The sequence below is a fragment of the Peptostreptococcus sp. D1 genome (genome assembly GCF_900112955.1).
Taxonomy (GTDB): domain Bacteria; phylum Bacillota; class Clostridia; order Peptostreptococcales; family Peptostreptococcaceae; genus Peptostreptococcus.
Genome location: NZ_FONP01000012.1, coordinates 35,949 through 55,375, shown reverse-complemented (window position 1 = coordinate 55,375; position 19,427 = coordinate 35,949). Strand labels below are relative to the sequence as shown.

At 34.0% G+C, this 19,427-nt stretch carries 12 protein-coding genes and 1 riboswitch; of the genes, 11 read left to right on the top strand and 1 reads right to left on the bottom strand.

What is annotated here, in order from left to right; genetic code table 11:
- Positions 1-144: 144 nt before the first annotated feature.
- The 5 genes from murA (at position 145) to BM120_RS08555 (ending at position 6,418) form a co-directional block, all read left to right on the top strand.
- Positions 145-1,398 (top strand): UDP-N-acetylglucosamine 1-carboxyvinyltransferase, encoded by a 1,254-nt coding sequence (gene murA, locus BM120_RS08575; protein WP_091995056.1) that lies wholly within the window; start codon positions 145-147, stop codon positions 1,396-1,398.
- Between the two features lie 140 nt (positions 1,399-1,538).
- A complete protein-coding gene (locus tag BM120_RS08570) occupies positions 1,539-2,549 on the top strand; it encodes a rod shape-determining protein (protein WP_091995053.1) in 1,011 nt (336 codons plus the stop codon).
- Positions 2,550-2,714: 165 nt separating this feature from the next.
- Positions 2,715-2,824, top strand: a riboswitch (SAM riboswitch).
- A 187-nt stretch (positions 2,825-3,011) separates the two neighbouring features.
- A complete protein-coding gene (gene metK, locus BM120_RS08565; RefSeq protein ID WP_091995051.1) occupies positions 3,012-4,196 on the top strand; it encodes a methionine adenosyltransferase in 1,185 nt (394 codons plus the stop codon).
- 252 nt (positions 4,197-4,448) lie between these two features.
- On the top strand, positions 4,449-5,510 hold the full coding sequence (locus BM120_RS08560) for an NAD(P)-dependent alcohol dehydrogenase (protein WP_091995048.1): 1,062 nt from the start codon (positions 4,449-4,451) through the stop codon (positions 5,508-5,510).
- Positions 5,510-6,418: a CobW family GTP-binding protein gene (locus BM120_RS08555; protein ID WP_091995045.1), complete on the top strand. Its 909-nt coding sequence runs from the start codon at positions 5,510-5,512 to the stop codon at positions 6,416-6,418. The genes BM120_RS08560 and BM120_RS08555 overlap by 1 nt, the downstream gene beginning before the upstream one ends.
- A gap of 290 nt (positions 6,419-6,708) precedes the next feature.
- Here the strand turns inward: BM120_RS08555 and BM120_RS08550 are convergent, their stop codons facing one another.
- A complete protein-coding gene (locus BM120_RS08550) occupies positions 6,709-7,899 on the bottom strand; it encodes an amino acid permease (RefSeq protein ID WP_091995043.1) in 1,191 nt (396 codons plus the stop codon).
- Between the two features lie 262 nt (positions 7,900-8,161).
- Between BM120_RS08550 and recD2 the strand changes: the two genes are divergently transcribed.
- From recD2 to BM120_RS08520, 6 genes are all read left to right on the top strand, one after another.
- The gene (recD2, locus tag BM120_RS08545; protein ID WP_091995040.1) at positions 8,162-10,387 is read left to right on the top strand and encodes an SF1B family DNA helicase RecD2; all 2,226 of its coding nucleotides are present in this window, start codon (positions 8,162-8,164) and stop codon (positions 10,385-10,387) included.
- A 150-nt stretch (positions 10,388-10,537) separates the two neighbouring features.
- Positions 10,538-11,329, top strand: coding sequence for a ComF family protein (locus tag BM120_RS08540; protein WP_143076531.1), 792 nt, complete (start codon positions 10,538-10,540; stop codon positions 11,327-11,329).
- Positions 11,330-11,766: 437 nt separating this feature from the next.
- Entirely contained in the window at positions 11,767-14,451 is a 2,685-nt protein-coding gene (secA, locus tag BM120_RS08535; RefSeq protein ID WP_091995033.1) for a preprotein translocase subunit SecA, read from the top strand.
- A 76-nt stretch (positions 14,452-14,527) separates the two neighbouring features.
- On the top strand, positions 14,528-16,318 hold the full coding sequence (locus BM120_RS08530; protein ID WP_091995030.1) for a sigma-54 interaction domain-containing protein: 1,791 nt from the start codon (positions 14,528-14,530) through the stop codon (positions 16,316-16,318).
- A 118-nt stretch (positions 16,319-16,436) separates the two neighbouring features.
- A complete protein-coding gene (locus tag BM120_RS08525) occupies positions 16,437-17,624 on the top strand; it encodes a YkvI family membrane protein (RefSeq protein WP_091995028.1) in 1,188 nt (395 codons plus the stop codon).
- Positions 17,625-18,209: 585 nt separating this feature from the next.
- Positions 18,210-19,421, top strand: a complete 1,212-nt coding sequence (locus BM120_RS08520; RefSeq protein WP_091995025.1) for a CaiB/BaiF CoA transferase family protein — start codon at positions 18,210-18,212, stop codon at positions 19,419-19,421.
- Positions 19,422-19,427: the final 6 nt, after the last annotated feature.

Here is a 19,427-nt window from a genome sequence, read left to right as displayed (position 1 = left end):
AAAATGAAATATATTTTTTATAAATGAAGATAAAAAAATATTGAATGAAGTTTTGGACACCTGAAATGATGTCCGACTATGACATAAAGATATGATGAAAATTTTGAATGAATGATAACGAATTTATTAAAAGGGAGTACAATTATGCCGAGAATTAGAGTAAAAAAGAGTGGTCCATTAAAAGGAGCTGTTAAAATAGATGGTGCAAAAAATGCAGTTTTGCCAATCATTGCTGCGACATTGCTGGCAAATGGAAGGTGTGTTTTAAAAAGCGTTCCAAATCTTAGAGATGTTCATGTTATTTCGGATCTTTTAAAGCATTTGGGAGCAGAGGTTACATATGAGAATAATATTTTAACAGTTGATTCTTCGACGATTAATACTTGTGAAGCACCTTATGAGTTGGTAAAGAAAATGAGAGCGTCTTTTTTGGTTATGGGACCTTTGTTGGCTAGATTTAACCATACGAAGATTTCTATGCCAGGAGGATGTGCGATAGGTACAAGACCTATAGATCTACATCTAAAAGGATTTAAGGCTCTTGGTGCTGATATTAATATGGATCATGGCTTTGTTGAGGCAAGAGCTGAAAAGCTGACAGGTAATAAGCTATACTTGGATTTTCCTTCAGTTGGTGCGACTCAAAATATAATCATGGCTTCTGTGCTTGCAGAGGGTACTACTGTGATTGAAAATGCTGCTGAAGAGCCGGAAATAGTGGATTTGGCAAATTTTTTAAATGAAATGGGAGCTTCAGTTAGAGGTGCAGGTACTAACACAATAAAGATAAAAGGTGTTTCAAAGCTGCATGGTGCTGAGCATACGATAATACCAGATAGAATAGAAGCATCAACTTATATGGTTGCTGCTGCTATGACAAAGGGCGATATCGTGGTTGAAAATGTTATAATCGATCACCTGAAGCCTGTTATAGCGAAGCTTTCTGAGGCTGGAGCTACGATTATTGAAGGTGAAAATTCAATTAGGGTAATAGGTAACGAGAAAATTAAACCAATAGATATCAAAACACTTCCTCATCCTGGATTCCCGACTGATGTGCAGGCTCAATTTATGGCTATGCTTACACTAGCTGAAGGGACTGGAGTAGTTATAGAAACTGTGTTCGAGAATAGATTTATGCATGTAACTGAGTTTAACAGAATGGGGGCGAACATTAAAATCGATGGCAGAAGTGCTGTTGTAAATGGTGTTGATAATCTAGTTGGAGCAGATGTTACTGCAACTGACTTAAGAGCCGGTGCAGCTCTTATTCTTTGTGGTTTGGTTGCTGATGGCATCACCAATATTGGTGAAGTATATCATATTCAGAGAGGTTATGTTGATATAGATAAAAAAATGAGAGCACTTGGAGGGGATGTTGAAATAGTTGAAGATTAGCTTTTATAGTCAGTATATTGATTAGTTGTGCTAAGTAAGTGGTAGGCTATGATTTCAACTATTATATTGATGATATTATCGATTTGAATATTAATGATGGTATTTATCAATTTAAAATATTAATATTGAGGAGGATTGTTATGGCTGGAATGGATATTGGTATAGATTTAGGTACTGCAAATGTACTGATAGTTGTAAACGACAAGGGTATAGTATTGAATGAACCATCAGTAGTGGCAGTTGATAATAGAATCGACGAAGTCATTGCAGTTGGTCATGAGGCTTATAAAATGATAGGTAAAACGCCAAAGGATATTGAGGCTATTAGACCGATGATGAGTGGGGTTATTTCAGATTACGATAATGCTGAAAAAATGCTTAGAGGCTTTATTGAGATGTTGGGAAACAAAAAAGGAATGGGGAAAATTGTGATGCCTAGAATTATGGTATCCGTACCTACAAATATAAATGATATAGAAAAAAAGGCTGTGCAGGACGCAGTTAAACACGCTGGTGCCAGAGAGGTATTATTGATAGAAGAGCCAGTTGCTGCGGCAATCGGTGCAGGTATAGATATTACAGTTCCAGGTGGGAATTTGGTGGTTGATATCGGTGGTGGAACGACTGATATCGCTGTAATCTCTTTGGGTGGAACAGTGGTAAGTAAATCTATCAAAACAGGTGGTAGTAAGTTTGATTTGGATATAATAAGATATATTAAAAGAAATTATAGTGTTATTATTGGAGAAAGAACTGCTGAAAGAATAAAAATAGATATAGGCTGTGCGTATAGAAGGAGAGAGGAGCGATTTATTAAGATAACTGGTAGAGATTTGACGAATGGGCTACCAAAATCCATAACAGTTAGCTCTCTTGAAATAATGGATGCGATGAGTGACAGTGTGGGTCAGATAGTTAATTTGGTAATAAAGGTTCTTCAAGATACGCCACCAGAATTGGCATCCGATATAGCCGAAAGAGGAATCGTATTGACTGGTGGCGGTGCGTTGTTATACGGTATGGATAAAAAGATATCTGAAATGACAGGGCTGAGGGTTAGATTAGCTGAAGAACCTATTAATTGTGTTGCATTGGGAACAGGAATCGCTTTGGGCTCGGTTGACATTTTAGAAATAGCAGGAGCTGTATAACCCCTGTACCGATGTCAAAATAGTGTAGCATATTTGTTGATAGTTAAGGTAGTGTAACATATGTTTTGACAAATAAGAGTAGTGTAAAATATTTTGAATATTACATATTGACAATTAATCGTTTTAATGATAATATTGTTCTATAAATTGAAGAAATCTTGATTTGCCTTATCAAGAGTGGCTGAGGGACAGGCCCTGTGACGCCCAGCAACCGCAATCTGACGGTGCTAAATCCTACAAGACGATGCCAAGGTATTTGTTTTGAAAGATGAGGTTAGCTAGTATTATTTTGGATTGAAATAGTGGCCTCTCAGTGAATGAGAGGTCTTATTTTTTAGAAATATATTTTAGTGATGATAGGTAATGATAGGTTGTGATAGATAATCACAGTACAGTAATAAAGTATTTAGAAAAAAGTCATAAAGAGTAGAAACAATAAGTTGAAAAAAGAAAGGAAAAAATATGGCAAGACATTTATTTACATCAGAATCCGTAACGGAAGGACATCCAGATAAGCTTTGTGATCAGATTTCGGATGCAATATTGGACGCTCTTATTGAGAAGGATCCGACATCAAGAGTTGCTTGTGAGACAACTGCTACTACAGGATTGATTTTAGTGGCGGGAGAAATATCTACTAATGCTTATGTAGATATACCAAAGCTGGTTAGAGAAACAGTTGAAGAAATTGGTTATGTTAGAGGAAAATTTGGATTTGATGCTAAAAATTGCGGTGTGATAACTGCGATTGATGAACAATCGAATGATATAGCAATAGGAGTTGATGAAGGCTTGGAATCTAAGTCTGGCGAAACTGTTGAAGACGAGATTGAAAAGGTAGGAGCAGGTGATCAAGGAATTATGTTTGGCTTTGCTTGTAACGAAACACCTGAGTACATGCCGTTGCCTATTTCATTGGCTCACAAATTGTCTAGAAAGCTTACAGATGTTAGAAAATCAGGAGAGCTTGAATATCTTAGACCAGATGGAAAAACACAGGTTACTGTCGAATATGAAGACGATGCTCCGATTAGAGTCCATACAGTTCTTATATCAGCACAACACGATCCGACAGTAAGCAATGAAACAATTAGAGAAGATTTGATAAATAAGGTTATAAAAGCGACTATTCCAAGTGAGTTATTGGATGATGAAACATTGTATTATATCAATCCTACAGGAAGATTTGTAGTTGGTGGTCCACATGGAGATACAGGCTTGACAGGAAGAAAAATTATCATAGATACTTACGGAGGATACTCTAGACATGGTGGTGGTGCTTTCTCTGGTAAGGATCCAACAAAGGTTGATAGATCTGCTTGTTATGCTGCAAGATATGTTGCAAAAAATATAGTGGCGTCAGGCTTGGCTGATAAATGTGAAATAGAGCTATCATATGCGATAGGTATTGCGAGACCATTGTCAATATTTGTAGATACATTTGGTACTGGAGTTGTTTCAAATGAAAAATTAGTTGAGATTGTAAAGGAAAACTTTGATTTGAGACCTGGTGCGATAATTAGAGATTTGGATTTAAGAAGACCGATTTATAAGCAGACGGCAGCATATGGTCACTTTGGTAGAGCTGACATAGATCTGCCATGGGAAAAGCTTGACAAGATAGAAAAATTAAAAAGATATTTATAAATGGATATAGAAAATGAAATTTAAAGAACAACTTACATTGAAAAATTAATAGTATTTAGTATTCTATCAAAAAATATTATATTTATAAATTAAAGATAGCATTATTGCTTAATATTAAGCGTTTGATGCTATCTTTTTTTAATATATTATTTTTTAAAAAATAATATTGAATTAATGAAAAGCATATGATATAATCTACTTAAGAAATTGTTAAAAATTTATAAATGTATTTTTAGAAATGGAGGAAATGAAATGAAAGGTTTTGCAATGCTTGAAATCGGTAAGGTAGGTTGGATTGAAAAGGAAAATCCCGTTTGTGGACCGCTGGACGCTATTATCAAACCAATAGCCCTTGCTCCGTGTACTTCAGATATTCACACAGTGTGGGAAGGTGCAGTTGGCGAAAGAACTGATATGATTCTTGGGCATGAGTGTTGTGGTGAAGTTGTGGAAGTGGGATCTTTAGTTAAAGATTTCAAGCCTGGTGACAGAGTATTAGTTCCAGCGATAACTCCTGACTGGAATTCTTTAGAAGCACAGGCTGGATATTCTATGCATTCTGGTGGAATGTTAGCAGGCTGGAAATTTTCAAACTTCAAAGATGGTGTATTTGGTGAGTTAATTCATGTAAATGATGCTGACGGAAATTTAGCACTATTGCCTGAAGGAATAGAACCAGAGGAAGCGTGCATGTTGTCAGATATGGTTCCTACAGGATTCCATGGTGCAGAACTTGCTGATATTCAGTTTGGTGATACGGTATTAGTCATTGGTATAGGTCCTGTTGGCTTGATGTCTGTAGCTGGCTCTAATCTTAGAGGTGCATCAAGAATTTTCGCTGTAGGAACTAGACCTGTATGTATTGAAGCCGCTAAATTTTATGGTGCAACAGATATTATCAGCTATAAGGAAGGTCCTATCGTTGAACAAGTTATGAAATTGACTGATGGAAAAGGTGTTGATAAAGTCATAATAGCAGGAGGTACTGTTGATACCTTTGCAGAGGCAGTAGAATGCTTGAAGCCGGGAGGAAAAATTGGTAATGTAAACTATCTTGGAAATGGAGACTACGTAAAAATACCTAGAGTTGAATGGGGTGTTGGTATGGGTCACAAGCAAATTCAAGGTGGTCTAATGCCTGGTGGAAGATTGAGAATGGAAAAGCTTGCAAGATTGGTTGAATGTGGAAAGCTTGACTTATCAAAGCTTATCACTCACAGATTTGAAGGCTTTGAATTTGTAGAGGATGCATTGATGTTAATGAAAGATAAACCAAGTGATTTGATTAAGCCTGTTGTTAGGGTTGAAAAATAATGTCTGCTGATGAAGGTATGAAAATACTTGTAGTATCGGGTTTTTTAGGCGCTGGAAAGACAACTTTTATCGAATCGATAGTAAAAAATACTGATATGTTTTCCGTTATTTTGGAAAATGAGTACGGAGAATTAGGTATTGACGGAGATATTCTAAAAAAAGATAATAACTCAAATGTTTGGGAATTGACTGAAGGATGTATATGCTGTTCTATGAAAGCAAATTTTGCAACCTCAGTCATGACTATAAATAATACAATAAATCCGGAATTACTGATAGTTGAGCCAACTGGAATTGGAATGCTAAGCTCTATTATGAAGAATATAGATAAAGTTAAATACGATAGAATAAGAATTTTGGAGCCGATTACAATAGTAGATCCTTATAATATTGAATTATATATGAATGAATATATGGATATTTTTAAGGATCAAGTTGAAAATTCAAAAAACATTATTATATCAAAAACATCATTATATTCAACTGATATAGTAGAGCATTCCGTAAAGCTGTTGAGACGTATGAATCCAAATGCCACTATACATTGTAAAGATTTTTTTGAATATGATAGAAGCTGGTATGAAGAAATATTGAATTCTAGCTGGGATAATAGATGCAAAAATCAAAATACTGATATTGATATAGATATTGAAAATATATCATTTAGGGATGTTGAGTTTGATTCGCTGTACGAATTTGAATCGTATATGGGTGCTATTATGCAAGGAAGATTTGGAAATGTTATTAGAGTAAAGGGATTTGCGATAATAAATGGTGTATGGTCTAAAGTTGATATCGTCGGAAAATCTTATACATTGGAAAAAATAGATATTATGAAGGAGTCAAAGATTATTTTGATTGGTTCGAATTTATTAAAAAAAGATTTAGAAGCTATATTTAGCAAATAGTATATGATTAATTTAATAACATAAAGAAACAACAAAAACGAAAATTTAAACATCCATCGAACGCTAAGTAATCTGACAATTAAAAAATTAGAATAAAAACTATAATAATTTGTTTAAAAAAGTATCCAAACATTCACAATTATATTTGTAAAATGTAGGATACTTTTTTAGCTTTGACTTTTATGTCAACATTTTTCAGTTATTTTGCAAAATCATACTAGAGAGTGATGATTGTATCGGTAGTTTTTCGTATTATTTATTTATCGAATAAACCTATTTAGAAATGATTTTTAAATAGAAATCTTTTCTTTATCTCGTTTTTTAATATTTTTGTAGCCTAATATCCAAAGTGGAATAATCATGAAAATCCAGTTGAATATTCCAAGATATCTGTATGCCTCTTTTACAATCCACATCAGTCCTTGAGTAGACACAAGATAACATATGATTAAGCATACGATGCTTATTATTACTTTTTTTAGTAATGGATTTTTCATTCCCTTTAGAACATAAGGATCTATTCTTTGTATCATACCAAATATAAATCCAACTGCTGTAGTTATCAAAGCTAAGAATAATAATATTGGATAAAGAACAGATAGTATTTTTATATCAAGCTGGTTTACTATGTAAATAGTAGGCAGTGTTCTAGCCGTTTCATTTGTGTAGATTTCAGGCATTCCTGAAAAAATTAAAAGGCAAATTCCAACTAGCATGATTATATTTATGATTGCTCCCATAAACATAGCACCCTTTGCCTCCTCCTTGTGAAGACCACCTTTGAAAGAAGATGTGATACCACCGATAGCACTTATTTGGAATCCGGCGTAGGTTAATGCCCATAGCAACGCATTGCCGATATTTCCGGGAACTGTTTCCGAGCTATCTGAAATACTCCATTTTGAAGAGTTAGGATTGACGTATCCTTCTGACATAAGCTTTGAGATTTGAGGGGCAAACTTCACGAGTCCAGCGACCAAGACTATTGAAACTATGATTACAATTGCTGCAGTCATAAACATTGCATTTTTTCTGACTACTTTTTCTCCAAATACACATATAAGTGTGACAATTACTATCATCAATATCGAGCCTATAACTACAGGTAGGTGAAAATATTTGTTTACCAACAAACCGCCTGTAGCGATTGTTGCAGCAGTAGCGGCTATAGTCGTGATGACAATACTGAAATCCATAGCTAAGGTAAGAAATCTTGAATGATTACCATACGCTTCCTTTGACCAGCCTTCATAACTCCATTTGTCAGTTTGTCTAGCTGTTTCAAGTCCAACATAGTAAGTGAAACCGATAATAATAAAAGTTAATATTGGCATAAATATTCCAAACCAACCATGATTTGAAAAGTACTGAAGCTCCTGTGTTCCAGAAGCAAAGCCAGCTCCACAGTGAGTTGAAAACCAAACTGTTGCAACTCCAATACTTATGGATGTAAAATAATTTCTTTTTTTGTTTTCTGCCATGTTTTTATCCTCCTATACATATTAGCCATAAAAGACTTTGCAATATTATAGCACAAAATACTTCAAAAATGTTTTGTTTCTCAAAAGAATTAAAAAAACATTCTGAAAAGAATATAAATAATTATTTGACAAACTAAATATAAAGTCAATCTGAAATATTATTTGAAAATGTTTAGTGGGCATTATTTTGAAAAATAATGTATAATAATATATAGAGTGTATTTTTTGCAAAATTGCCTACAATAATAATGGAGGGATGAAAATGGAGAGCTTTCAGGGTGTAATTACTGATATTATCTTTTCTAATGAAGCTAACGGATATACAGTAGCTAGAATAAAGAATGATGACTACGTTGAAGTTATTACAGGGATAATTCCAGGTATTTCTGCTGGCGAATATATAGAGGTAACCGGGTCTTGGTCTATACATGAGATTTACGGAAGACAATTTGTTGTGAAGCAATATAGTGTAGTTATGCCGACTACGGAAACAGGTATAGTCACTTTTCTATCTTCGGGTGTAATCAGTGGAATAGGGGAAAAGATGGCGACTAGAATAGTTGAGAGATTCGGAACAAACACTTTGGAAATTATTCAACACGATCCAGAAAGGTTGCTCGAGGTACAGGGTATAGGTGCAAAAAAAATTGGACCAATCGTCGAAAGCTTTAGAGAAAATTTAGGTGTTAAAAACATCATAATTTCGTTACATAAATTTGGAATAAGTCCGAGAATGTGTATCAAAATTTACAGAAAGTTTGGTGTAAATTCTCTAGATATTATCACTCAAAATCCATACTGCCTAATCGATTCCGTTGTGGGAATAGGATTTAAAATTGCTGATGATATAGCTAGTATGTGTGGAATCGAAAAAAACTCTCCGTTTCGATTGGAACAAGGCGTTTTGCATGTATTAAAAAATGCAATGAATGACGGACATATGTTTTTACCTGAGGATATTCTACTAGACGAAGCTACAAGAGTCTTGGAGGTTGCTTACAAGGATATTGAAAGCATTTTGTATGATTTGGCGATAGATAGAAAAGTAATTGTAGAGAAATATGGTGACTTCAATATTGTGTATTTGAGTAGCTGCTATCATGCTGAGGTGGATGTATGTAGTAATTTGATAGAGCTTATTAGCACATCAGTTAAACCACTCGGAATAGATCTTGAAAAAGAGCTAGAGAGCTTTCAGGAAGACAATGATATCCTGCTGGCAGAAAATCAAAAAAATGCTGTAAGGGCAGCCTTTAATAATAGTGTTATGGTTATCACAGGAGGACCTGGAACTGGAAAAACTACAACGATAAATACAATAATTGAATTGCTGAATAAGAATAGAGAGAAGGTTGTTTTAGCTGCTCCGACGGGAAGAGCTGCAAAGAGGATGACAGAAGCTACTGGGAAAGAGGCAAAAACCATTCATAGACTTTTGGAAATGGCATTTGATGCAGATGATAGGGTGATTTTTATAAAAAATGATGAAGAACCAATTGATGCAGATGTCATAATTGTAGATGAGGCATCAATGATTGATATTTTTTTGATGGATAATCTACTTAAGGCAATGAAAAGCAAAACAAGATTGATTATAGCTGGAGACGTAGACCAGTTACCTTCAGTCGGTGCTGGCAATGTGCTGGGCGATATAATTTCATCAGATATGATTGAGATTATCAGATTAAATGAAATTTTCCGTCAAGCTCAAGAAAGTGACATCGTTTTGAATGCTCATAGAATAAATAGAGGCAAGGATATTGTTGCAAATAAAGAAGGAACAGACTTCTTTTTCATTAATAGAGCTGGAGATAGTGGAATATTATCGGAAGTAAAGAGCTTGGTAAGTGGGAGATTGAGTAAATACTATAATCTTGATTCATTAAAGGATATTCAAGTATTGGCTCCGATGAGAAAAGGTGACGTGGGAGTTACGAATTTGAACTCAGAGCTTCAAGAGATACTTAATCCACGTAAAAATGAATGGAATGAATTGAAGCTTACAAAGAGAATTTTTAGAGCTGGAGATAAAGTAATGCAAATCAAAAACAATTATTCTAAAGAATGGGAAAATGAAAGAGGTACTAATTCTGGCGAAGGTGTGTATAATGGAGATATAGGTTATATTTACCATATTGACAAAAGTAACAAGGAAATGTATATAGTTTTTGATGAATATAAGATATATAAATATAATTTTGATGAATTAGACGAAATTGAGCACTGTTTCTGTACAACTATTCACAAAAGTCAGGGGAGTGAGTTTCCCGCAATAATAATACCAATATCTTGGGGTCCTCCAAAATTGATGAATAGAAATTTGATTTATACTGCAGTAACAAGAGCAAAAAATCTAGTTGTAATAGTTGGGGAAAAAAAATATCTTGATTATATGATATCTAATAATACTGTAAATGACAGATATACCAATCTTGGATATAGATTGAGGAAATATAGAACAAATAATATGCTCGAATTCGACTATTAAAAATTACCATTCAGATATGATGGGAAAATTTTTGGATGAAATTTTCAACGATGTTGATTTTGTTATGAATGGACAGTAATATTATTGTGAGCAGCTGTGGTATGGTTATTAACGTATTATGTTGAAGGAATTTTGTTTGGGTGCTTTGCTATGAAATTTTATGATTTAGTAGATTATATTTTGAACATAATTTTGCCTGAGAACTTAAATTGTTTTCTATGTGATTTGCCAATTAGCAAAAACAATTCATATTCAATATGTAAGGGATGTTTTTGCAAATTGAGTTACATTGGAGATGGATGTAGAATATGTGGTAAACCCATTAAATCAGACAATTCGGAATATTTAAGTGGCTTTTCTGATGATAGGGAATATGATGAAATACAGCAGGGCTGCGATTTTTGTAGAAAGAAATCATTTTTGTTTGATAAAAATATCTCTATATTAGAGTACAACGAAGCTTCTTCAAAGATAGTGTTTAAGTATAAATATGGTAAAAAAACATTCCTAGCGAGGGTTATTTCTGACATGATGTGTGATATTTTAGATAAAAAGCACAGTGATGTTTTGACTAATGCTGATTTTGTTACATTTGTGCCACTTAGTAAGGTGAGGATGAAAGAAAGAGGCTTTAATCAATCTGAAAAATTGGCGAAATATATATGTGAAAGGTATAGTCTGGAAGCTGTGGAGCTTATTAAGAGAGTTAAGAATACTAAAAAGCTATACGGATTAAATAGCTCTGACAGGAAAAAGGTACTCAGGAGTGCTTTTGAAATCAATCCTGAGTACAGAAATAGATTAAATGGGAAGAAAGTGATTATAATTGATGATATTTTTACTTCTGGAAGTACGATAAATGAAATTAGCAAGATTTTGAGGTTAAATGGGGTATTTGAAATAGTATCTATTACTTTTTTGACTGGTGAGTACAAAAAATAGAATAAAAATGTTGACATAAAAATAAAATAAATATACAATGAATAGGTAATTAGGTCTGTGATTGAAAATCCAAGCCAGTCGCGGGCAAAGGGATCCACGTAAGCGCATATAAAAATAATAAAATAAATGGGAGCGTGAGCATGGCGCGGCTTAGAGGTAAGACCTGCCGATTTATCGAGAGAATTAGTAGTTGATAGCGAATGTTCCAGCAGGCGAGTGTGGGGTCAAAGATCAGGTCAGCTAAATACAAAAAAGAAGGGTTGGTATGAGAAAATTACTCCATATCGATCTTTTTTTGCGTTTTTATCGAAAAAATATGAAAAAATGCCAATTATTATCGCTCGGATATGTTCAAAATAAATAATTTATGATAAAATAAACTATGTATGTAGACGAATTGATAGAATTAGTACAAAAAATAAAAAAGGAGATGAAGTATGGGGTTTTTAGATGGTCTATTTAATATGGCAGATAAAAAAGATTTGAAGCAATTTAATAAAGTTGTTGATATGATAGATAATGTCGGACCTAAATATGAGGCGATGACAGATGAAGAATTGCAAAATATGACATCGATCTTTAAAGAAAGATTGAAAAATGGCGAAACCTTGGATGATATTTTGGTTGATGCGTTTGCTGTTGTAAGAGAAGCATCTACAAGAATTTTAGGTATGAAGCACTTTAGAGTTCAGTTGATAGGTGGTATGGTGCTTCATCAGGGTAGAATTGCTGAAATGAAGACTGGGGAAGGAAAAACTTTGGTTGCGACTTGTCCAGTGTATTTAAATGCATTGGAAGGCAAAGGTGTTCACGTTGTCACTGTAAATGATTATTTGGCAAGACGTGACCGTGACCAAATGGCAAAGATTTACGAGTTTTTGGGATTGAGTGTTGGTGTTATTGTTCATGGACAAAATCCAAGAGAAAGAAAACGTCAATATGAGTGTGATATAACTTATGGGACAAACAACGAATATGGTTTCGATTACTTGAAGGACAATATGGTTATACATGAAGAGCAAATGGTGCAAAGAGGGTTAAATTTTGCCATTGTCGATGAGGTCGATTCAATATTGGTAGACGAGGCTAGAACTCCGCTTATTATTTCAGGACCTGGAGATAAGTCTACTCATCTATATTCTGATGCAAATGTATTTATTTTGACTTTAAATGAAGCTGACTATGAAAAAGAAGAAAAAGACAAGGCTGTTTCTCTTACAGAATCAGGTGTAAGGAAAGCAGAGATATATTTCAATGTCGACAACATCACAACAATGGAGCATACTGAATTATATCATCATATAAATCAGGCATTAAAGGCTCATACGATAATGAAAAAGGATGTAGACTATGTTGTGAAAGATGATGAAATAATCATAGTCGATGAGTTTACAGGAAGATTGATGTTTGGTAGAAGATACTCAGATGGTCTTCATCAAGCGATAGAAGCAAAAGAGGAAATTACTATTCAAAGAGAATCAAAGACTTTGGCGACGATTACATTCCAGAATTATTTTAGAATGTACAATAAGCTATCAGGTATGACAGGTACTGCAAAGACAGAAGAAGAAGAGTTTAAATCAATTTATAAAATGGATGTTTTTCAAGTACCTACAAACAAGCCGTTATTGAGAAAGGATTTACCTGATTCAGTATATGCGAATCAGCTGGCGAAATTCAATGCAGTTGCCAGAGATATAGTCGAAAGGCATGAAAGAAAACAGCCAGTTCTTGTTGGTACGGTTTCTATTGAAAAATCTGAATTGCTTTCTAGTATTTTATCTGACTATAATATTCCTCATGAGGTATTAAATGCGAAGTTCCATGAGAAAGAGGCAGAAATCGTTGCTCAGGCTGGTAGATTGGGAGCCGTTACAATAGCTACGAATATGGCTGGTAGAGGTACCGATATACTTTTGGGTGGGAATCCATCCTTTATGGCTCTTAAGGAAATGAAGAGATTAAACTTCACTGATGAGATGATAAATAGAGTAAATTCTGCAAATGAAACTGCTGGAGTAGAACAAAATGAAGAGTATGATGCGGCTAGACAAACATATAAAAAGCTTTATGAAGAGTACAAGGTCATAACTGATGCTGAACAGGAGGAAGTTTTAAAAGCAGGTGGTCTTTGTATACTTGGTACAGAAAGACATGAATCTCGTAGAATTGACAACCAGCTGAGAGGGCGTGCAGGTCGTCAGGGTGATCCGGGTGAATCAAGATTTTACATTGGATTAGATGACGATTTGATGAGATTGTTTGGAAGCGATAGAATTAAAGGTATTCTTGACAAGCTAGGTATGGATGATGAAACTCCTATTGAACATAGAATGTTGACTAAGTCGATTGAAAATGCTCAAAAGAAAGTTGAAGGTAAAAACTTCGGAATTAGAAAGCACGTCTTGGAATATGATGATGTTATGAATAAGCAGAGAGAAATTATATACAAGGAGAGAAGAAGAGTTTTATCTGGTGAAAACCTTCAAGATCAGATTGTAGGTATGATGAAAGACGTAATTGTAAATAGTGCTATTTCACATACTAGTGAAAATGGTGAGCTAAATGCTGATGCATTTAGACATCATATGTACAGTAGATATCTTCCTGCTGGAGTATTAGATGATATTGAGCTGTCATCAATGAATAATGATGAAGCTACAAATGCTGTGCTTGAAAAGGCGATGTGTTTATATAATGAAAAAGAAGAATTCATTGGCTCAGAAAGAATGAGAGAAGTTGAAAGAATTATTCTTTTGCAGGCAGTTGATAATCATTGGATCGATCACATTGATGCTATGGATCAATTAAGGCAAGGTATAGGTCTTAGAGCGATTGGACAAATTGATCCGGTTATTGCATACAAGATGGAAGGCTTCGAGATGTTCGACGAAATGAATCAGTTGATAGTTGAGGATACTATTTCTTACCTATTTAATATACAGGTAGAGGTTCCAGTGGAGAGAAAGGCAGTGGTGGATGTTGAAAAGCTAGAATCTCCTGAAACCGAAGAATCTCATAAAGAAAAAGTGAGAACAAAGATAGCTGAAAAAAACGTTGGAAGAAATGATCCTTGTCCATGCGGAAGTGGTAAAAAATATAAAAACTGTCACGGAAAATAGTATTATTATAAAATAGTATAGTGTTTTGGGTGGAGATATGAATATTCATATCTCCACAATTGAATGGAGGATTGTTATGGATTTAACTATAATTGCCGAGCTGATTTCAAATATCGACAACCCTGCTATCGTTTTTGATTTTGATGGTGGAATAGTATGCAAAAATAAGCAATTTGAATACGTCTATGAATATCTAGATGTTGATGAGCTAGAAAGCCTTAGTCAAGTAAGGGTTATAAGAGATAATTCGGAAAATCCAAAGATTAAATACTTTAACATAGCTGATACGTATCTTCAAGGTACGGAGTATTTGATAAAAAATGAAGACGGTGAGAGATTCTACCTTTATATTTTTGAGCGAACGTTTATACTGGACGAGATGATCTCCAACGTAATAGAGCATATAGATGAAATAGTAGTATTGTTTGATGAAAATGGAACACTTCGAAAAATGAACGGTATTTGTGACGAGCTTCTTCCTTTTAAAAGAAATGAGGTACTTGGAAAAAATATTTCTGAATTGGTTATCGAAAATAAAGTCGAGAATCCTGTGATTACTGAGATGATCAACAAACGTACAAAGGTCTATAGAGATATCGTTTATTCAGACGGAAGAGTAATCTCTTATACGGCTGTTCCTATTATCGACAAGGATGGTATTTTAAAAGGCGGAGTTTTGACTGGAAGAGATGTTTCTAGATTGATTAATTTGGCTAAAAAGCAAGAAAAAAAAGATCACTATACGATTGATTACATTAGTGAGAGTCCTAGGATAAAGAAAATAAAATCTATAATTTCAAGGGTTGCACCATCTGATGCTCCAGTTTTTATAATTGGAGAATCGGGAGTCGGTAAAGAAATAATTGCAAACACAGTTTGGAATCAAAGCAAGAGAAGGGATAAAAACTTCGTTGCGATCAATTGTGCGTCCATACCGGGAGATCTTATTGAATCGGAGCTATTCGGTTATGAAAAGGGTTCGTTTACAGGTGCCAACAAAGATGGGAAAATGGGATTGATTGAAGCTGCTGATGGAGGTACAATTTTCTTGGATGAGATTGGAGAGCTACCATTGGAGACTCAGAAGAAATTGCTGAGAGTAATCCAGGAAAATGCAATTTTGAGGATTGGAGCTATCAAGCCCAAAAAGGTCGATGTCAGATATATTTGTGCAACAAATAAGACAAAGGAGGAGCTAAAGGATCCGAAAATTTTCAGACAGGATCTCTATTATCGTTTGAATGTTATTCCTTTGATAATACCACCACTTAGAGAGAGAAAAGAGGACATACTATTGATAAGCGACTTCTATATTCAGCTTTTTAATAAAAGGTATAATAGGAAGATTGTAATGACAAAGGATGCCGAAAAGCTGCTCTTGAAAAATAAATGGGAGGGAAATATAAGGGAATTAAAAAATGTTATCGAGAGGCTGGTAATTTTATCTCCACATGAAAATATTTATTCTGAACAATTAGAGCGAATTTTGACCTTAGGGAATATCGATAATATAGACAATGTTGATAATATAAATTCAGATGAGAATAACAAAGAATTTTCCCAAAATTCCAATATCGGATTTGAAAGAGTGAATGAAAATATCGGAATAAATGACATTTCTAGCAATGAGGATAAAATGAATGCTGAGGATGGTAGATTTCCAACTGATTTTGGAGAAAAGATATTGTCTAGAATAAATAACAGTGAAAATATAACAATAGATTTAGCTCATCAGATAATAGAAGAAGAATTATTGAAAAATGCATTATGTAAATTCGGTAATATAAGTGATGCATCTAAATCATTGGGTATAAATCCTTCGACAGTTTATAGAAAAATAAAAAAGGGATATATAAATTTAGATTAGGTGTTTTGTCTATATTAATTAAAATATTTTAACGAAGTAACCTTTTTGGCATGATTTTTGCTTGATAAAAATTTGATTATATTTATTATAGTTAATTTTATCAAGGGGGAATTTAAAAATGAAAAAAGTAAGAACAGTAAGCTCAATGGCAGCCATTTTTGGTGTTGCTGCGGTACTATTTGGTTCTCATGCTGGTGGAGGCTTTGCTACTGGTAATCAAGAAACTCAGTACTATGTACAGTTTGGCTGGACTGCTCCACTCACAGCTGTGTTAGCTATGTTACTTCTTACTCTTACGATGAGAGAGGTAATAGTTATGTATAATAATAATGATTGTAAAAATTATAAGGAATTATTTACCGAATTGTGGAGACCCTACACAAAGCTGGAATTGCTTTGGGAAGTATATTATTATCTGATGGTAATAATGGCTGTTAGTGCTGTTATTGCTGGAGCGACAGCGGTGTTACAGGCAATGGGTATTCCATATGCAATTTCTCTATTGTTAGTGGGAGCAGTTTTGCTTTTCTTAACGATATATGGTGTTATTGTGGTTTCAAGTGCTGCTGGAGCAATGTCTATTGTAATTTTGATTTGCTGTCTGTTGATATTTATAACAGGTATAAAGCTGAGAGCAACTGAAATTGGTACGATTTTACAGAATAAAGAATTTTGGGGTCCAAGCTTTTCAAAGCCTTTTATTCTTATATTCACTTATGCTGGTTTTCAGTCAGTGGTTATACCATCGTTGGCAGCTAGTTCAAGATGCTTGTTAAAGAACGAAAAAGAGGCTACTGCTTCCATGGCTTTGTCATTTGTTATGAATGCAGTTGCTCTATGTTTGGCAGTTACAATGCTACTTGGCTGGTATCATGAAATAAAGGCTGCTGATCAGCTGACTTTACCAACTCTTTATGTTGCGATGCAAACTGGAAATACAGCAATATCTGTGGCATATAAGATTTCACTGTTCTTATGCTTGATTTCTACTGGTGTTACAACAATATTTGGATTGGTAAATAGGTTTGAAGATGCGCCAAAGCTAATGTCAATTAAATCTCAAAGAACGAGAAGAGCATTGGTAGCTGTATTGATAATGGTTGTATGTATGATTATATCATTGACAGGACTTACTAATATTGTTAAATATGGCTATGGATATTGTGGCTACTTGGGAATAGTTGCAATCGTTATACCTTTCCTTACTATTGGAGTTTACAAGAACAGAAAGTTCAAAAGAGAGCATCCTGATCATAAGTGGGAGGTTGCTAGAAATGAAGAGCTTGATGTCGAAGAAATTGAATAGTTATTTTTTGCAAAATGCGAAAATTTGCAAAAAGCAAAATTGATAGATTTTTATTAATGTGAATTAATAGAAAAGGTTTGCAAAATATATTTAGTTGTTTGATAAAAAATAAATAAAAAAATAATGAAAAAAGGATGAATATTTGATAATTATTTATCCTTTTTATTTTTTGCAAAAAGCAAAAAAATAAATTTTGTAGTTGGATTTTAAATTATTATCTGTGCTGATAATAATTTAAATAATTTTTGTTTGACTAGAAAAATGAAATTTATTTTCGTATATAATACAAATATCAAAAATACAAACAAAAAAAAGAATATTCAGATAATTAACTGAATTCTACTCAATATTAAAAAGCTGTTTAATTATCAAAATGAAAAAAATATATTTTTTTATTCAAAAAAAATAATAAATTTTTAATTATTATTACAAAATTTTCTGAATTTAACACAGAAAAAAACACAAAAAAATTTTTAAATTGTATAAAAGTTGGCACGTGATTTGCTTAATAATATAGTGTATAAAAATTTTAGTGATTTTTACAAAATTATTTTTTATTTTATAAGTATACTAGGAGGTAGAGTTATGTCAAATACAGGATTACCGTTAAAGGGTATAAGAGTTATTGAGTATGCAAACTTTGTTGCAGCTCCAATATGTGGTAGAGTACTTGCTGATTGGGGGGCAGAGGTAATTAAGATTGAACCTAGCTTCGGGGATTCAATGAGAATTGTCGGTATTCAATGGTGTTTCCCAGCAACTGAGGAAGAAAATCCGATGTTTGAGATAGAAAACTCAGGTAAGAAAGATATAGTAGTTGATACAAACACTAAAGAGGGTGTTGAAATAATTTATAAATTATTGGAAGGTGCTGATGTTTTCTTAACTAATACTAGACAGAAAGCTTTGGACAAGAGTGGACTAAACTACGAAGAGGTAAAGAAGAGAGCTCCTCACATCATATATGCTCATCTATTGGGCTATGGAGATAAGGGACCTGCAAAGGATAATCCAGCATTCGACTATACTGCATACTTTGCAAGAGGTGGTGTAGCTGCAAGCTTGATGGAAAAAGGAACATCTCCTGCTAACCCAGTTGCTGGTCTTGGTGATCATTATGCTGGTATGAGTTTAGCTGGTGGTATTATGGCAGCTTTATATAAGAGAAAAGAAACTGGATTAGGAGAAAGAGTAACAGTATCTTTATTCCATACTGCTGTATTTGGTATGGGTATTATGGTATCAGCTGCTCACTATGGTTACGAAATGCCTATAACTCGTCGTCAACCACCTAACCCATTAAATACAACTTTCAAGTGTGCTGATGATAAGTGGATACAAATAGCATTCTTTCAGTATGACAAATGGTTCCCAGGTTTCTGTAATACAGTAATTGAAAGACCGGATTTGATTGGCGGAAAGTATTCTACTTTAAGAAGTGCAGTTAACTATGTGGAAGAATTCGTTGAAATGATGGAAAAAGAATTTATTAAGAGACCAGTTGACGAATGGTGTGAAAGACTTCAGGCTGCTGGTATACCATATGAAAAGCTTGCAACTCCATCTGATGTTTTGGTTGATCCTCAGTGTTGGGAAAATGATTATCTAATCAAGCATACATATGAAAATGGACATGAGGGTGTGATATTCAGTACTCCAGTTATGTTTACAGAAGCTCAGAAGGGTGACTATAGAAGAGCGCCAAAGCTAGGTGAACACACTAAGGAGGTTATGGCTGAAATCGGAATTGATGAAAAGCAATATAACGAATTAAAGGAAAAAGGAATAATACTATAAGTTAGG